We start from the raw sequence: 15,864 nt of genomic DNA on the forward strand, positions 1-15,864 counted from the left end.
GTCAACCCTCGCGTTTCGGTGGGGCCATGAGCTACCGCCACCCCGCCCGCGAGCAGATCCGGATCGAGCACGTCCTGACCGCCCTCGGCAACCCCCCGCAGGCAGCCGAGGGTCTCGCGGTGCTCTTCGGAGTGGAACGTGACGTCGTGGAGGCCGCCCACGCCGCCTCGGTAGCTGTGCAGGCATCTCGGCCGGCCCCCCTCGTCCTGGAGGGCGCTCTCCTGGAGGGCCTGGCGGGCCACTTCGGGATGGCCCCCGAGGACCTGCTCCACCTGGCGCAGTGCCTGGCGGCCGGCGAGGGTGGTGAGTCCCGATGACCTACCACCGCGGGCACCCTCTGACCGTCGCCCGGCACGAGGCCCTGGTCAGCCGGCTCCCTCCCCGCGAGGCCCAGCTGCCAGTGGACACGCGTTGGCTGCGGGGGCGCGCTGAGCTGTTCCGCCAGGCAGCGGAGCGGCCGTTCGCCCTCACCTTCGACACCGCCTGGTACGCCGAGGCCACCGGCCTGGTCTTCCACCCCCATTACGTTGCCCAGGTCTACCGGGGAGAGCCCGGCGCCCGTCTGGAGACGCCGCTCATGGTGATGAACCTGAACATGGTGTCGACGAGGGAGGACGCCGACCGCGCGCTCGCCCACGAATGCATGCACTTGCGGGTCCCCTCCTACGGTCACAAGCGGGAAGCGTTCGCCTGCGCGCAGGAGATCTTGGACCGGGTCGGTTCGCTCGCCGCCTAGCCCGCGCAGCCACCCGCACTCGGTGGCCTCCAGCCCCCGGAGGCCACCGAATGCGGCCCACCCCCTGGCGCGTGGACCCGGCACCGGTGAGGGCCGACGGAAACCACAGTGCCGCACGTTGCTTAATTCAATGAGTATGTGTATAGTCATTGCCGTGAGGGCGGGAGAATACCTCACACCGAAGACCACTCCGTAGGAGCCGCCTCGCGCGGCTCGCCCCTCCGCCACTCCCCCCGGGCGGCGGGGCCACGGGGCCCGGACCAGGCCACCCCCTCCCGGCCGGTTCGGGCCCCGCCCCCCCCTTCCGTGATCCCCGTCGAGGAGACGCCATGCCCGGAACCATCAGCCCTGATCTGGACGCGATAGAGGACGCGGCTCTCCGGGCCGCCATCGCCCGCGCGACCGGCCTGGAAAGCGGCATCCCGTCCGGCCCGGAGCCCACGATCCTGGACGCGGACTCCGAGCTGGAGGGCGTGGCCGCACTACTCCGCCACCGGCTCGGGCTGGACGACAGCATCCGGCTGAGCGTGTACGAGGACGCCAACCACCCGCTGTTCCCCGGTGCGCAGCACTACCGCGCGGCCCGCGTCCAGCTCTCGCACGGCCGACGGCGCTACTTCTTCATCGCCGCCTACGAGGCAGGGGCCACCCGGCTCGCCTTCAGCGTGATCGCGCCGTGCTACGCCTGCCTGTCTCCGGTCCCCTCCGTCGCGATCGACTCCCTGGCGGACTTCGGTGACTTGCTCATGGAGGCCCGGGAGCAGCGCGAGGCCCCTCAGTTCCGCTCCTCGCCCGTCCACCGTGCCCACTGCCCGGTACGCGGCGACTGACCGGCTCGCCCCGGCACCGTCCCCGGTGCCCCAGTACGTCCCAGGTGCCCTCGGCTCTTCGAGCCGGGGGCACCCTGCATGAACGGCGCGCCGCGCCCCTACGCCGGCGCATTCCATCTGGTGCGGAACCCGTCCGGGCCGCGAGCGCCGACCGTCCCCGTCGCGTCCGCGAACCGACGTCGCCCGCCTCCTCAAGAAGCGAGAGCAGTTGTGAACTCCTCCGCCCCTACCACCGTCGTCGTGCATGTGAAGGCGGCCCGGACCGCTCTCTACGACGTCACCCTCAGCCTCCCCGAGGGTTCGAGCGCCGACCCCGCAGTGATCCGCCGCTACGTCGAGGATCTCCAGCCGGGCGTCCTGTCCGCCGCGTGCACCGACGCCACGCTGGACCGGGTCACCGATGTCGCGCTCGTCGACATCCTCGACATCAGCCCGTCAGTCCACGGCTCCGACACGGGAGCCCGCGATGACCGCTGACTCCCACGGCCCCTTCGGCCTCGTACTCCTCGACCGTGAGGCCCGGACCGGCGCGCCGTCGGACGACGGATTCCGCGAACGCCTGGCCGACTGGCTGCTGTTCATGGTCCCGATGTTCATCGCGGAGCAGCGGAACGCGACCGCCGACGAGATCGACCGCGCCCGTTCCGACGCTCTGGCGCAGATCTCCTCCCACGGCGACGACCTCCAGTTCGGAGGCAAGCACCGGGGCTCGTCCCGGACCGCACTGGCCAAGGGCTTCGCCGTCCTGGCCCGCGCCGAGGGAGGGGTCACCGCACTCGGCGTGCACGCCTGCACCGCCCCGCACCCCTTCTGCCCCGGCGAGCGAGCCACCATCCCCGACCTCTGCGAGACGATGAAATGACCACCACGCTGGAATCCACCACCACGACGAAGAAGCCGGCCGAGAAAAGGCTTCTCACGCAAAACTCGCAGCTTCGGAAGGAGGGTATTTTCAACTGGACCCTACCGGCTTTCGTCATCAAACTTCCCGATGGCAAGAATTTCAATGTGTGCAGCCAGGCGGGCGCTTGTGCAGATCTTTGCTATGCCCGGGTCGGGGCCTACAGGTTCAAGAACGTCCGCGCCGCTCACATTCGCAACCTTCTGCTTTGCCGGGATTCTCCGAAGGAGTGGGAGGAGCGCATGGCGAAGGAGTTGAAGCACTCCCGCTACGACGGGAAGTGGATTCGCTTGCACGATTCCGGAGATTTTTTCTCGGACGATTACCTGTTGGCATGGATGCGCATTATGAAGGGCGCGCCCAACGTTCGCTTCTACTGCTACACCAAGGAGATTTCCCGGTTCCGACGCCTGGTCGAGGGCGACGCTCCCGACAATTTCCTTTGGTGCTACAGCCTCGGCGGACGCGAGGATCACCTCATCGACCTCAAGAACGAGAGGCATGCCGACGTCTTTCCCGATGTGGAGGCACTCATCGCCGCCGGATACTCCGACCAGACCGAGTCCGACCTCCTGTCGGTGCTCAGCGAGTCACCCCTCGTCGGAATTCCAGCCAATCGAATTCCGCATCTTCTCAAGCTCCAGGGCGCGGACACTTTCTCCAGCCGCCAGCGGGCCCTGGATGCGAAGAAGGAAAAGCGCGCGACCGAGAAGGCATACCGCCTGGCATCGTGACCGGATGCCCGACGCCAGCGCGAGGGCGGGTCCAGCACTCAGCTGGGCCCGCCCTCGCGGCGTTCCGCACCGCGCGGACACGCCGCCGCATCACATTGCGGAAGTCTATGAGTTTGGGTAATCTCGCTGGCGAGGTCGCTCCCTGCGGCTCTCGGCCAGCACACAAGAGCTGCCGGCGGATGGATCCGTCGGCCGTGACCACAGACAGAGCCCGGTCGCCCCCGTGGGCGGTCCGGCACTACCGCCGGCCCAGCTGGCCCCGATGGAGCGATCATGATTCCCGCAGGTTACGAGCGCAAGCACACCAACTTCGACAGGATGGCGGAGCGGTACAACGTCGACCGGACGTCCGCCTTCAAGTGGTCCCAGGAGGAAGGCTTCCCCGACGTCCTCTTCACGGCCGGCCAGGGTGGGCAGCAGATCTACGACGAGGACGAGGTCGACGCGTGGCTGCGTGAGCACCACTTCGGGACGTGGGTGCAGTCGCAGCAGGGCAAGAAGGATCCGTTCGATCTGCCCAAGGGCGGTCCTCGTGATCTCTTGACGCTGCGCCGCATCGGTGAGCTCGAGGGCCGGGCCCTGAAGCGGGACGCCACTCCGGTCGCCACCCTGCGCAGCTACCTGTCCCCGTCCAAGGCAATCCTGGCACCGGCCGACCGCACCCCCGGCGACGGCGGACAGCCGACGGTCACCGAGCCGATGTGGTTCCGCGAGACCGCCTACGCCTACATCACCCGGCCGCGGCGCACCCGCCGTGTAACGGTGCGCAAGGAGGAAGACGGTCAGCGGCCGGCGGCGCCGAAGCCGCGTGCCGGCACCGGTGACCTGCTCGACCTGGACCTGCCGGCCGGCGCGGACACCGACCTGTTCACCCTGCAGGAGATCGGCGAACTCGACGGCGCGGCCCGCGGGCGGGGCAAGGCCACCACCGTCGGCACCTTGAAGAACTACCTGTCGCAGAAGCTGCTGGCGCCGGCTGACCGTACGCCGGAGGATGGGCAGGAGCCGGCCGTCGAGGAGCCCAAGTGGTACCGCTCGACGGCCTACACCTTCATCCGCCGCCCGGGTCGCCTGGGAGCAGCAGCGCGTGCTCCCCGCCGGGATGCCGAGGCCCCGGGGCCGCTGCGGGATGACCTGAAGCTGCCGGCGGGCGCGGACACCGACCTGCTGACCCTGCAGGAGATCGGCAAGCTCGACGGGAAGGTGCGCGGGCGGGGCAAGGCCACGACCGTGACGTCGATGCGGACGTACCAGTACGGCGGGCTGCTGGCGCCGGCGGACCGGACGCCGGGCGACGGGCAGGAGCCGGCCGTCGACGAGCCCATGTGGTACCGCTCGACCGCCTACACCTTCATCCGCCGCCCCGGCAAGCTCGGTGGAGCCCGCTGATGGCAGACACCGCTCCGGCCTTCGGTGTCTGCACCCAGTTCGACAGGACGGTGAAGTAGTGAGCACCAGTAAGCCCTCTGCGGCGCGGCTGACCCGCGCGGGGATCGGAGAGACCTACGGCGAGAGCGAGCGGACGGTCGACGCCTGGGTGAGGTTGCTGAACTTTCCCACTCCCGTCGCGGACGGGGAGTGGGACGCGGAGCAGGTGGACGCCTGGGTCAAGGTCAGCCGGCCGCAGTCCTGGCCCGGCCGGGCCGTCGCCTCCGCGGTGGCCCCTGCGGCCGCGCAGGCGGAGCCTGCCGGCGCGGCCGTGGCGGAGGATGCCTCCGTAGGGGACGAGCTGCTGGGGAAGTCCGGCCTGGCGCTGCGGTACAAGGTCGCCGAGACGACCGTGGACACCTGGACCAAGGTCGAGGGCTTTCCCGCCGAGGCGGAACCCGGCCGTTGGCGCTCCCCCGAGGTCGACACCTGGATCGAAGAGCACCGGTCGCACGTCTGGGCGGAGTTCAAGGGCGAGGGCCCCAAGGTCGTCATCCCGCCTCCGGAGGGCAACCCGAAGGACCTCTACGACATCAGCGGCTACGGGATGATCCTCGGCAACGCGACCCGGGGCGAGCCGCTGCCCCGGGCGACGGCGCAGAACTACAAGCGGCAGGGCCACCTGGAGCCACCGGACCGGACGCCGGGGGACCGGAAGCGGCCTGAGGTGTTCGAGGACATGTGGTACCTGGAGACGATCACCAGGCACGTGTACTCCCGCAGGGGGCAGGGACGGGTGCGTGCCGGCCGGACGCGGCGCCCGAACCGGAAGAAGAGGAGCTGACCGGCTGGACGGCGGGGCACGGAAACGGGGTGTGGCCCCCAGGGAAGAATCCCTGGGGGCCACGCCCCGTTCGCAGCTCAGCTGCACTGCGTTTCAGCGACGGTGAATCAGCTCGCGCCACCGACGAGGCCGCCGGGCCTGGCGGAAGGCGGCCCGCTGGGGCTCCTCACCGGCGAGCTGGAAGACCGCGTCGAGCATCTCGGGGTGGTTCGGCAGCGTCCAGTAGTTGCCGAGCGCCCGGTTGACCTCTCGCAGCGCGTCCAGGGGCGGAACGCCGTCGGCGAGGTGGCTGTACAGGGCCGCGATGGCGGGGGTGCGGCTTCGTCCGGCCACGCAGTGGAGTAGGACTCGCTTGCCCTCCTGCCGGAGCCGCAGGACCTCGCGGGCGGCCTGATCGAGGGTGAAGTGGAGGTGGGAGTTCGCGCCGGACTTGTCGACCAGCCACACGCGGGAGTGCTCGACATCGGCGCCGGTCAGGATCGGGTCGGAGCCGACACGGCACAGGGAGACCACCGCGTCCACCGGCGCGGGACCGGTGTACTCGGTCAGGGCCAGGTTGCCCAGGAAAAGCCCGGGGTCGCGGGGGTGCTGGACGGAGAACGCCTTGCCCGAGGAGAGCGGGGTGGTGACCCGGGGTGCGGAGGGCCAGCCGTCGCGGTCGCTCTGCCCGGCGCGGGCCGTCAGCACAGCGAGACGGACGAGGTCGGCGCTGGTGTTGGACGGCCAGCCGTGGACCTTGCGCTGCCAGGCCAGCGGGATGGCCGAGCTGCCCCAGCGCGCGCCGAGCAGGGCACCGGCGATGGCGGCGACGGTGTCGGTGTCGCGGCCGCTGCGCACGGCGGCCTCCAGCGCGAGCTGGAAGTGCTGCGCGGCGAAGCCGCCGTGTTCCGGCTGGTCCTCGGGCACCGGCGTGCGGACGATGGCGGACCACGCGGCCTGGAGGGCTTCGACCACCCAGCCGTTGCGCTGGAAGTGGCGCGGGGGGTGGGCCTCGGCCTCGTCCAGGCGGGCCGCCCACACGCTGCGGCGCGCCTCGGGCAGGAGCTCAAGGCCCTCTCGGACACCGTCGAAGGTGCCAGTCAGGACGGCGGTCCTGATACCGGAGCACCACAGGATGCACGCCTCGGCGCAGTCGGGGTCGGCGTGGGTCAGCTCACTGACCAGCCTCGCGGCTTCGGCCATGGCGTTGGCGTCGTCCAGGTAGGCGAGCGCGACGACGCCGGTCCTCATCAGCGAGCCGTTCCCGGCGCTGCTCCTCGGGTTGGCGGCGGCGTACCGGCGGGAGACGGCCAGCATCACCTCGGAGGGCGAGTGCCCCTTGCCGCGCACCGTGGCGCTCAGGACGCTTCGCGTCTGGTTGCCCACGTCGGCCGGTCCGCCGCCGTACCAGCGAAGGAAGTTCGTGGCGATCGCGTCCAGTGCTTCCGGGGTCCGCAGATCGGCGCCGGTCGCGGCGACCTCGGCGATGCACACGTGCATCTGGGTGTCGTCGCTGTACTCACCAGGGGCGAAGTTGAAGGGGCCACCGCCCTTCATCTCCGGGAACCGGCTGTCGCTCATGCTGGGCTGGAACTCGTACGGGACGCCCAACGCGTCGCCCGCCGCCGCGCCCAGGATGACGCCGGCGGCGCGGTCCATGGCCTTCTCGTCCAGGCGCGGTGCGGGGTCGGAGTCGGCAGGCCACGGCCCGAGGTCGGTGTAGGGGCGGGGGGAGGCGGAGGAAGAACGCATGGGGGTCTCTTTCTGCGGGGCCGCTGGGGCCTGGGGCGGCAGCCGCGCGCGGGCGGAGCCGGGAAGGAAGGGGCGCGGCGCGGAAGCTGCCGGGCGGGCCGCAGACTGTCCGCTGCGACGCATTGACAACTTGTCATAGCGTCACGCGGCACGTCAAGGCTATTGACCTAGTTGCGTAAATCTATGAGTCTGCGTATGGTCGAGATCACCCGGGCGGTGAAGAGCCTCCGGATGCCCTTGCACCTCAGCAGAGCGGACTGCGGCTTGCAGATCCGCGAGCGGCTGGCCGCCCAGGGGCAATCCCGGCCTCTGACCGCCGACCGACGCCGTGCTGCACCGAGATCACCCCGGAGTACGTCATGCTCGCCCCCGACCTGGCCCGACTCCTCCGCGACGCGGACCGCGACCAACTCGCGGCCGCCGTCCGGGCGGCCGTTGACGCCGTCGCCTGGTACACGCCGGCCCCGAAGCCGGACTACGGAGATACCGGCCACAGCATCGCCCGCAGTGAGGCGAAGGCCGAGCTGGCCGAAGAGGTGGTGGACTCCGTGGTGCTCGCCCTGAGCGCGAGCGTCATCCCAGACCCCGCCGGTGCGGGGAGCAGCATCGCACCCCCGGAGTCGCCCGGCCCCTCGACGGAGGAACGACCTTGACCGCCCACTGGCGATCCATCCCCATGCCGCCGAACATCGCGCGGCTCCCGCGCAACACGGCCGGGCGCCCGGTCCCCAGGAACACGCCCTGGCACGAGCCCTCCACCAGCGGTGGGCAGCTGGCCGTCAGGTCCAGCGTCGAACTGGGCGAGCATGTGGTGTGCCCGTGCGAGCCCGGTCGTGGAACGGCCGCGTTCGGCGACCAGTGCCCGCCCCGGCAGAGGGAGTTGATGTCGCAGCGTCTCTGCGGGATCTGCGGAAGAGCGATCAAGGCGACGAGCCGCCTGGTGTTCATCGGCGGCCCGAACGCCACCTTCTACATCGAGCCCCCGGTCCATCCCCGGTGCGCGGCATACGCGCTGATGGTCTGCCCGACCCTGGCGGCGGCCGAGGACGTCGAGCTGACGATCGCGCGCACCTACAGCATCCGCGAACGCCGTATGACTGGTGTCTCCGCCGAGTGCACGCTCATCTACGACGTGTTCCCGTACCGGGATCCGGCCGCCCGCCGCAGGGGGCCGCTGGACTTCTACCTGGCCTTCCCCGAGAACGCCGATCGGATCGCGGCCAAGGTGTGGCTGGCCGCTCACGCCCCCGCGCTGTAGCCCGCCACCGCACGGGCGCGCAGGCGCCCCTGACGACCGAGAGAGCCATGACGTGCAAATGCGGTGCCCGTACGTACGAGGACCACCTGGCGAAGACGCGGGCCGGCTACCCCGGCCACGCCTACCGAGGCACTGTCTGGCGGCCCGGCCCCTGAAGGTCAGCAGCCGCCCCCGATCGAGAGGAAGTACTGAACGATGCGAACCCCCGCCGACTCCCGCACTGACGCCCAACGCCTGATCGACGCCCTGGCCGCCCCCCTGCCCCGGGACGACGCACGCCGCGCCGACGCCGTGCAGTCCGCCCTCCTGGACAGCGGTCTGTTGAACCGGGACGACCTCGGCAGCTCTCCCGCCGTCGCGGCCGCCGCCCGGGACGGCCTCACCAGCCTCGCGCACCTCCTGGACGCCCGCGTCCAGGGGCAGGGAGGCGGCCGGCTGCTGCTGCTCCTCCTCGCCGAACGCGAGCGGTTCACGCCGCACCCCGCGCCCGACGAAGTCGAACTCCGCATCCGGGGAGCAGCCAGCGCCCTGTTGCACCTCGCCTTGTGGCACGTGGACGACACGCTGCGGCTTCTGGGCGGCGCTCTGCAGGTCCAGGCCGAGGAAGCGCGTGATGCCGCAGGCGGCGATGCGCCGGCCTCCGTTGCCGCGGCCGGTCTCGTCCCGGTCACTCCGGGGCTGAGCGCGGACGGCGAGGAGCTGCACCTGGCCGTCGGGGCGTTCGATGCCGGCGGTGCCCCCGCTGTCTGCGGGCGATGGCTGTCCGAGCGGGTCTCCGACGACGCCAGCATCTCCGTCCCGCCCGAGTGCGACACCTGCTTCGGTCTGTCCGAACAGGGTCCGGCGCTCATCTTCACCGGCGAGGAACACGACGCGTGGACCGCCTTCACCGAGGCCCACCGCGGGGAGGAAGTGTGAGCGCCGACTCCGGCTCAGCGATCGAGCGTCGCATCGCGGCTCAACTGCCGGATCCGATCGCCGCCCGGCCGAAGGACGCGCGCGGCTATCCGATCAGCTTCGTCACCGCGCTGGGGGCCGACGGGACGCCGGACTTCACCGAGCTGAACGGGCCCCGGCGGGCCAAGGCGATCATCGAGCACTTGTGCGGCCTGTGCGGGCAACCACTGCCGCTGGTGCGGGCAGTGATCGGAGGGCCACAGGTGGTCGAGCACCACCTCGCGATGGATCCACCGATGTGCGTACCGTGCGCGGTCTTCGCCGCCACCCACCCCGCGGCCGGCTGCCCGTTCCTCCTGAATGAGAACGCCCGCTACCGCAAGGACCGGGCCACCCGGCCGTCGTCACCCCTGGTGGCCCAGGAGAGGCCGCAGAGCATGTACCTGGCTCGCACCTTCGCCCATGAGGCGATCCGGCTGGCGCTGCCCGATGGTTCGCAGGAGGTCATGGCGCTGTGTGCCCGCTGGACCGGCCTGGAGGAGATCCGCGCAGGGCAGCTGTTCGACGCGAGGCGCCTCCTGGGCCACTGATTGCTTAACGCTATGAATGCATATATGGTCATGATGCTGCCGGCGGCGCGCTCCCCGCCGCTCACCCCCGCGCTCCACCATCCATCCCCTGGAGTACGCCATGCCGAGCCCCGTCATGCCCGAAACCGACGCGAACAGCCTCCTCGGCCTTCTGCGCAGCGCCCCCTTCTCCGCTCCGTACCTCGGCGAGATCATCGACTGGATCCGCCGCTCGGTGCATCAGGAGGCCGAGCAGGGCCGGGGCGCGTTCGACATCGACGCCGAGGCGCTGCGCCGCCTGGACGCGTACGCGACGGGCCTGGGCCCGGGCGCGGCCGAGCTCGGGCGCCGACTCTCCGACGCCCGCCATGCACTGGAGGCCGTCCAGCACGACCACTACCTCCGGTTGACGGTCGGACAGGGGGCCGACGGCGGCACGGCGCAGGTCTCTCGCCGTTCCGAGCTCCTCAAGCTCGCCACGGCGGTCGGCAGTTCCCGCGTCGGCCGGGCCCACGGGGGCGATCGTGATCACCTCCGTGAGTTCCGGCAGTACGGTCTTCCGGCCCGTCGACCCGGAGGTCGCCCACCAACTGCGGGGCGCAGCCCGCGAGCGGAAGGAAGCAACGGTGCGCCGTGCCGCCGCCGTCCGCGACCTGCTCGCCCAGCATGTCCGGATGGTCGACTGGAGCGAACCGCAGGCGGTCGGGGTCGTGGTCGAGAGCAGTGATACGACGGTGACCGTGTCGTGGTGGGAGTCGCACGTAGCGGTCGGTCCGAGCCTGTGGATCGAGGGCGGGGTGCGGCTTCTGTGTTCGGCGCTTCTCGCTGATCGCGGCTACGCGGTGGCCCTGGCGGGCGACGGCGCCCTCCACGTCACCGCCTGACGGCCTCGGCGCGCCTCCGCAGTGCCGGTGCGGCGGCGCGCCGCTCGGCCCGGCAGCCGGCTTCACCCGGGGCCGCACCGCGGCGTCGAACTCGCGACGTGGCCGACTGCGGCGCCCTGCACGGTGCGCCCCCTGCTGGGCAGCGGGCCGACCTCGAGCGAGCGGCCAACGCTCCGTCAGCCCATGTGCGGCCGAGGGGTGCGCGGCTGGCTCCGGGCAGGCGGAGGCCGTCCCGGGTCCCGGACTTACGCGCCCGGTGCGCGCGGCAGCCGGCCGATGGGCGGACTGCCGCGCCGAACCGGCCGCCAGCCGATATCCCTCCAGGGCGGGCCGAGGTCGCTTCGTCCCGGTGGAGCGCCGTCGGCATTCCGGCATCGCCCGGTGCGCCGCAAGGGCCGAAGAAGCCGAACGAGATTGCTTAAGTCTATGAATGTATGTAATGTTTCTGCTGTGTCGCCGATCCGTCCACGGACGCTCGCGCGGCGACCGTCGAGCCCTGTGCCCATGTCCGGCCTGGCGGCGCCGCCGCTGATCGCCAGCCTCAGCCCCGCGCCAGCGTGAAGGAATCCTCATGCCCAGCACCATCGTCGAAGCCTCCTCGCAACACCCCGCCCCACCGCCGTGCCCGGCCTCGGGCGGGCGCGCGGTCCAGGCCGCGGGCCCCTCGGTGCCCATCCGCTGCCGTTCCCGGCAGCTCGTGGGCGGACTCGTCGTCCCCTGGATCTCCTACCAGCACGGCGGACACTCCGCCTTCGGCACCATCGACGCCGTCAGGGCCCAGCAGGCACTGACCGAGCGCCTGTGCCAGGTCTGCGGAGAAGAGCTGGAGGAGCGCTTCTGCCTGGCGGTGCGACCGATGGACGTCCGGGTCGGCTTCGCACCCGAACCCGCCCTCCACCCGGAGTGCCTGGCGTACAGCAAGCTGCGGTGCCCCATGCTCAACGGGAGCGCCGCGACGTACCGCACCAGTTCCTCACTGGCCAGGCATCCGGCGGGGCGTCCGTGCGACGACCCCAGCTGCCCTTGCCTGGAGGTTGCACCCGACCAGGGCCACTCCGCCCGCTCCGGCCGCCCCGCCGACGACTTCGACGCCTGGATGATCGACTCCGCCCACTACCGGATCAAGACGGCCCCGGACCGGCCGAACGTGCTGCTCGGGGTGGACCTGGCAGTGCCTGTCCTCCGCGTCCGCACCATCCGGAGAAACCCCCGGCCCGAACTGGACCGGCTCCGGGCCCTGATCAGCGCCCTGGGCCTGTAACACCCCGCCCGCCCCGAGAACTCGGAGACGCCTCCCATGACCACGACCTCCCCCGAACCCCCGACGCCGAGGGCCGTCCAGCACCTCAAGGCCGCGTGCGCCGATCCGAACGGCCGGCTGCCCGACAAGATCAGCAAGAAGATCCTTCACGCACTGCTGACCGACGAGTACGCCTACCGCACGGACCGCGACGGCTACCGCCTCTCGGTCAAGGACGCGCTGGCCGAGACCACGAGGCCGGTCTTCATCACGGTGGAGGGCCGCAGAGCCGTCCTGAGCACACCGCAGCTGTACGCCCTGACCCGCCACGTGGAACCGAGCGGCCGCCTGGCGCCGAACGTGACCTGGCAGACGACAAGCTCCCTTGTCGACCTCGGACTCGCCGAATACCGCGACGCGAACGGGAACCCCAAGCCGACCGACGGCGACACGGGCGTCTCCGGTGCAGTCCACTACCCCTTCCGCACCCCCCTCGGGCAGCAGGTCGCTGAGCTTCCGGAGCAGCCCGCCCGCTGACCCATCCGCACACGGCGCCCGGCCACCGCCGGGCGCCGATCCCCCCAGCCGCCAGTCACCTCCAGGAGGTACCGATCGTGTTCGGCCCTTGCCCGAAGTGCGATGACACCACCCCCTCCATCGCCGCCACGGCATGGATCAACATCGTCGACACCGACAGCCCCAGCGCAACGCGCATGGAGATCACCGACATCCAGACCGACGAGGTCCAGCTTCACTGCGCGAACTGCGGCCACGTGCTCCCACTGCGCGAACAGCCCGACGCAGACCTGGTCACCTCGCTGTTCATCAGCCTGTTCGAGGCCCACGGTCTCGACCCCGCCCGGATCGGCAAGCTGATCCTCTCCGAGGAGATGAGCGCGTGAGCATCGAGGACAACGCCGAAGCCGCCGAGCAGATGCGCGCCGACCTCGCCGACTTCTTCGGCAAGCCCGTCCGCGGCCTGCCCGTGGCCCTGGACTTCATCCAGGCCATGCACCTGAGCCGGACCAGCGAGGACTTCGGGGACGACCGGAGGGCCGTCGAACTCCACCGGGACCGGGCCCTCCAGATGGCCAAGAATCTCGAACAGGCGCAGGTGTGGGTCGCCTCGCCGTCCCTCACCTCGGCCATGACCGACCACGAGCTGGTCACCAGCCCCGACGGCTACCTCCTGGAGAACACCGACGAGGCGCCCGCGCCGGTCGGCGTCGTGCACTTCCCCGTCCCTATCACTGCCGCCTCCGAACTCCCCATCCACGGCCTGGCCTGGGAATCCGAAGGAAGCGGAGACCAGCTCCAGCTGTCCGTGACCGCGCTCACCAACACACCCGACCTGTACGAGGCCCTCCCCCCGCCTCTGCTCCCCTTCCACTGGGCCCGCAGCCCCTACAGCCCCAACGCCATGGTCCTGGCCGTCCCCGAGGTCAGTACGAAGATCCAGAGCTACGGACACCACCCTCACTGGGGCGCGGCACCGGCGTCCATCCTGGTCGGCCTCCTCCTCGCGTTCTGGTCGCTGCGGCCCGCATTCGAGCACGACGAACAGACCGTGACGCAGAAGACCGGCAAGGGCCGCAAGCTCCGCGTGAAGTTCCGGCCGGTCCGCGTGATCCGCGAGGCCGCGACCCGCTTCACCGGCGAGCACGTGCCGGCCGAGCACGACCGCAGGTGGGCCGACGAGACGCTGCGCTGGAGCGTCGACGCCCGGTGGAGCTGGCGCTGCCCGAACCCCCGCGACCACAAGGCCATCGTCGAAGCCGGAGGGACCTGTCCCAAGGTCAAGGTCCGGGTCAAGGCACACATCAACGGTCCCAAGGGCAGAGGCGTCGACACCCGCCGTACCGCCCGGATCAGCACGATCAGTACCAGAGCAGCCGGAGCGTGAGGAGTCCCGTCTCAGGGCCTGCCGCGTGAACGGCCTCTCCCAACATCGACTTGAACAGCCCGGAGGCGGTCTCCGCGCGCCATCCGGCGCACAGACCGCCTCCGAGCGAAAGGACCTCCGTGTCTTCTTCCGCAGCACTCTCCTCCCGGGCCTGCGAGCGCCTGATCGCCGATCTCACTGGCGAGGTCGGCGCCAAGGCCGCAGTCTCCTGGGCCCACGCGGCCGCCCTGGTCGAGCACGCCACCGCGCACGGCCTCGTCGCCGCGCTGCGCCAGGGCGGCGACGGTCCTGATCACGCCAGGCACATCCTGGGTGCGCTGGCCGGCTCGCACCCGGCGCTCGAACCGCTCACCGACCCGCAGGTCGTCCCCCTCTGGGAGAACCCGATCAGCCCGGCCGGCTGGAAGCTGATCGCCCGGCTGTGGAGCGGCGCACCGATCCGTGACGACGGTCACCGCATCGACGGGTACCGCCTGGGAGACGCCTACCAGGCGCTGTCGGCCGACGCCCGGAAGTCGAGGGCGCTGTGCCAGACCCCTCCCTGGGTCGCGGAGCTGCTGCTCGACCTCTCTCTCGAGTCGGCGCTCGACGACGTTGGCGCCGACCGCGTCCGGATGATCGACCCCGCCTGCGGGACCGGGCACATCCTGGTATCCGCCCTCCACCGTGTCCGGGCCTACCGGCCGCGGGGGAGGGCCCCCTACGCCGGGGTCACGGTCGCACGCTCCCTGGAGCGTGGCCTCCAGGCCGTGCACGGCGTCGACCTCGACCCCTACGCGGCCGCTCTGACGCGGTACCGGCTCCTCGCGGCGACCGCCGGCATCCTGGGCGGCCCCATCGCGGCCGTGCCCGCCGGCTGGCCCGTGCAGGTCGCCGCGGCCGACGCGCTGCTCGATACCGACGAGCCGCTGCTCCAGCCGGGCCGCTACCACGCGGTGGTGGGCAACCCGCCCTACATCACGGTCCGCGACCCCCAGGTGCGCGAGCAGATCCGGCGCGCCTACCCGCAGGTGTGCAGCGGCAAGTACAGCCTCGCGCTGCCCTTCACCGCCCTGATGACCAACCTGGCCCGGCCGGCCGGCACGATCGCGCAGCTCACGGCCAACTCGTTCATGAAGCGCGAGTTCGGCAAGAAGTACATCGAGGAGTACCTCTCCCGCCTGGACCTGACCTGGGTGATCGACACATCGGGGGCGTACATCCCTGGCCATGGGACGCCCACGCTGATCATGGTCCACCGGGCAAGGCCGCCGCAGGGGGAGACCGTGATCGCCATCCGCGGCAACCGTGGCGAGCCCGGGGTGCCGGAGGATCCGTCCCAAGGTCTGGTGTGGAGAGCGATCGAGGAAGCGGTCCACCAGCGACTGGCACTCGACCGTCTGCGCCAGGGACTCGAAACGCACCTCGGAGGAGGCGAATCCATCTGCGATATTGCTTAACACTACGAGTTCGCTTATGGTTTGAATGTGCGCCGCAGCGGCCCACCTTTCCAGTGGAGTGATCCCCCTTGAGCAAGAACACCGCGAACATCGTGCTGGACGCTTTCCGCTACATCGCCTGGATGACCGCCGCGGCGATGTTCATCTACAGCCAGGCCGAACTGATGTGCCTGGCCGTCGTGGTGGCCATCGGCCTCGGCGAGTGGCAGAGCACCCATTGAGCACGTCACCGGACACCGTCCCCCCGCCCCCGGCAACGCCGGGAGGCGGGAACGGCGGCAGGCCCGAGACCGAGGGCGCCCCCACGGCCAGACTGGCTCTTGGCGAGCGCGACGCCGCCCTCCTGGACTTCGAGTACCGATACTGGCCCAGGTCGACCGCCGTCGCCCCAGGACCGAAGGAAGCGGCGATCCGAGCGGACCTCGGCATCTCTCCGACGCGCTACTACCAGCTGCTCAACGGGCTGCTGGACAGCGAAGCAGCCCTCGCCCGCCACCCCGTGATGGTCAATCGCCTCCGGGCCGTGCGAG

The 15,864-nt window shown here is 70.9% G+C and carries 22 protein-coding genes; 20 read left to right on the top strand and 2 right to left on the bottom strand.

The features are described from left to right. Positions 1-26 precede the first annotated feature (26 nt). From ABT093_RS39055 to ABT093_RS39090, 8 genes are all read left to right on the top strand, one after another. Entirely contained in the window at positions 27-317 is a 291-nt protein-coding gene (locus ABT093_RS39055; protein ID WP_350572248.1) for a hypothetical protein, read from the top strand. Then, positions 314-736, top strand: a complete 423-nt coding sequence (locus ABT093_RS39060) for a hypothetical protein (protein WP_350572249.1) — start codon at positions 314-316, stop codon at positions 734-736. Before ABT093_RS39055 ends, ABT093_RS39060 begins: the two co-directional genes overlap by 4 nt. A gap of 329 nt (positions 737-1,065) precedes the next feature. Next, positions 1,066-1,566 (top strand): hypothetical protein, encoded by a 501-nt coding sequence (locus ABT093_RS39065; protein ID WP_350572250.1) that lies wholly within the window; start codon positions 1,066-1,068, stop codon positions 1,564-1,566. A gap of 210 nt (positions 1,567-1,776) precedes the next feature. Then, the gene (locus ABT093_RS39070) at positions 1,777-2,043 is read left to right on the top strand and encodes a hypothetical protein (RefSeq protein WP_350572251.1); all 267 of its coding nucleotides are present in this window, start codon (positions 1,777-1,779) and stop codon (positions 2,041-2,043) included. Beyond that, positions 2,033-2,428 (top strand): hypothetical protein, encoded by a 396-nt coding sequence (locus ABT093_RS39075; RefSeq protein ID WP_350572252.1) that lies wholly within the window; start codon positions 2,033-2,035, stop codon positions 2,426-2,428. The genes ABT093_RS39070 and ABT093_RS39075 overlap by 11 nt, the downstream gene beginning before the upstream one ends. Beyond that, a complete protein-coding gene (locus tag ABT093_RS39080; RefSeq protein WP_350572253.1) occupies positions 2,425-3,201 on the top strand; it encodes a GP88 family protein in 777 nt (258 codons plus the stop codon). The genes ABT093_RS39075 and ABT093_RS39080 overlap by 4 nt, the downstream gene beginning before the upstream one ends. 273 nt (positions 3,202-3,474) lie before the next feature. Further along, complete coding sequence (locus tag ABT093_RS39085; protein WP_350572254.1) at positions 3,475-4,590, top strand: hypothetical protein; 1,116 nt, start codon at positions 3,475-3,477, stop codon at positions 4,588-4,590. Positions 4,591-4,648: 58 nt separating this feature from the next. Then, positions 4,649-5,413, top strand: a complete 765-nt coding sequence (locus ABT093_RS39090) for a hypothetical protein (RefSeq protein ID WP_350572255.1) — start codon at positions 4,649-4,651, stop codon at positions 5,411-5,413. A gap of 93 nt (positions 5,414-5,506) precedes the next feature. Here the strand turns inward: ABT093_RS39090 and ABT093_RS39095 are convergent, their stop codons facing one another. Beyond that, positions 5,507-7,144: an ADP-ribosylglycohydrolase family protein gene (locus ABT093_RS39095; protein ID WP_350572256.1), complete on the bottom strand. Its 1,638-nt coding sequence runs from the start codon at positions 7,142-7,144 to the stop codon at positions 5,507-5,509. Positions 7,145-7,503: 359 nt separating this feature from the next. On the opposite strand from ABT093_RS39095, the gene ABT093_RS39100 reads away from it, so the two are divergent. From ABT093_RS39100 to ABT093_RS39115, 4 genes are all read left to right on the top strand, one after another. Then, positions 7,504-7,797, top strand: a complete 294-nt coding sequence (locus ABT093_RS39100; protein WP_350572257.1) for a hypothetical protein — start codon at positions 7,504-7,506, stop codon at positions 7,795-7,797. Positions 7,798-8,027: 230 nt separating this feature from the next. Then, positions 8,028-8,402: a hypothetical protein gene (locus ABT093_RS39105; RefSeq protein WP_350572258.1), complete on the top strand. Its 375-nt coding sequence runs from the start codon at positions 8,028-8,030 to the stop codon at positions 8,400-8,402. 195 nt (positions 8,403-8,597) lie between these two features. Next, positions 8,598-9,320: a hypothetical protein gene (locus ABT093_RS39110; RefSeq protein ID WP_350572259.1), complete on the top strand. Its 723-nt coding sequence runs from the start codon at positions 8,598-8,600 to the stop codon at positions 9,318-9,320. Next, positions 9,317-9,889: a hypothetical protein gene (locus tag ABT093_RS39115; RefSeq protein ID WP_350572260.1), complete on the top strand. Its 573-nt coding sequence runs from the start codon at positions 9,317-9,319 to the stop codon at positions 9,887-9,889. Before ABT093_RS39110 ends, ABT093_RS39115 begins: the two co-directional genes overlap by 4 nt. A gap of 61 nt (positions 9,890-9,950) precedes the next feature. Here ABT093_RS39115 and ABT093_RS39120 read toward each other — a convergent pair whose 3' ends face one another. Then, positions 9,951-10,400 carry a hypothetical protein gene (locus tag ABT093_RS39120; RefSeq protein WP_350572261.1) on the bottom strand — a complete coding sequence of 150 codons (450 nt, stop codon included), beginning with the start codon at positions 10,398-10,400 and terminating at the stop codon, positions 9,951-9,953. A gap of 4 nt (positions 10,401-10,404) precedes the next feature. Here ABT093_RS39120 and ABT093_RS39125 point away from each other — a divergent pair, with 4 nt between their 5' ends. From ABT093_RS39125 to ABT093_RS39160, 8 genes are all read left to right on the top strand, one after another. Next, positions 10,405-10,752 (top strand): hypothetical protein, encoded by a 348-nt coding sequence (locus ABT093_RS39125; protein WP_350572262.1) that lies wholly within the window; start codon positions 10,405-10,407, stop codon positions 10,750-10,752. 571 nt (positions 10,753-11,323) lie between these two features. Further along, complete coding sequence (locus ABT093_RS39130; protein ID WP_350572263.1) at positions 11,324-12,013, top strand: cell envelope biogenesis protein OmpA; 690 nt, start codon at positions 11,324-11,326, stop codon at positions 12,011-12,013. 36 nt (positions 12,014-12,049) lie between these two features. After that, positions 12,050-12,529 carry a hypothetical protein gene (locus tag ABT093_RS39135; RefSeq protein ID WP_350572264.1) on the top strand — a complete coding sequence of 160 codons (480 nt, stop codon included), beginning with the start codon at positions 12,050-12,052 and terminating at the stop codon, positions 12,527-12,529. A gap of 77 nt (positions 12,530-12,606) precedes the next feature. Continuing rightward, entirely contained in the window at positions 12,607-12,894 is a 288-nt protein-coding gene (locus ABT093_RS39140) for a hypothetical protein (RefSeq protein WP_350572265.1), read from the top strand. Further along, positions 12,891-13,895: a hypothetical protein gene (locus tag ABT093_RS39145; RefSeq protein WP_350572266.1), complete on the top strand. Its 1,005-nt coding sequence runs from the start codon at positions 12,891-12,893 to the stop codon at positions 13,893-13,895. Before ABT093_RS39140 ends, ABT093_RS39145 begins: the two co-directional genes overlap by 4 nt. 119 nt (positions 13,896-14,014) lie before the next feature. Further along, positions 14,015-15,334 (top strand): Eco57I restriction-modification methylase domain-containing protein, encoded by a 1,320-nt coding sequence (locus tag ABT093_RS39150; RefSeq protein ID WP_350572267.1) that lies wholly within the window; start codon positions 14,015-14,017, stop codon positions 15,332-15,334. Between the two features lie 68 nt (positions 15,335-15,402). Beyond that, positions 15,403-15,555: a hypothetical protein gene (locus ABT093_RS39155; protein ID WP_350572268.1), complete on the top strand. Its 153-nt coding sequence runs from the start codon at positions 15,403-15,405 to the stop codon at positions 15,553-15,555. Next, the coding region (locus tag ABT093_RS39160; protein ID WP_502884422.1) for a DUF3263 domain-containing protein at positions 15,552-15,864 on the top strand (313 nt) is incomplete at its 3' end. The genes ABT093_RS39155 and ABT093_RS39160, both read left to right, overlap by 4 nt.

The organism is Kitasatospora sp. NPDC002551 (assembly GCF_040296005.1).
GTDB lineage: Bacteria > Actinomycetota > Actinomycetes > Streptomycetales > Streptomycetaceae > Kitasatospora.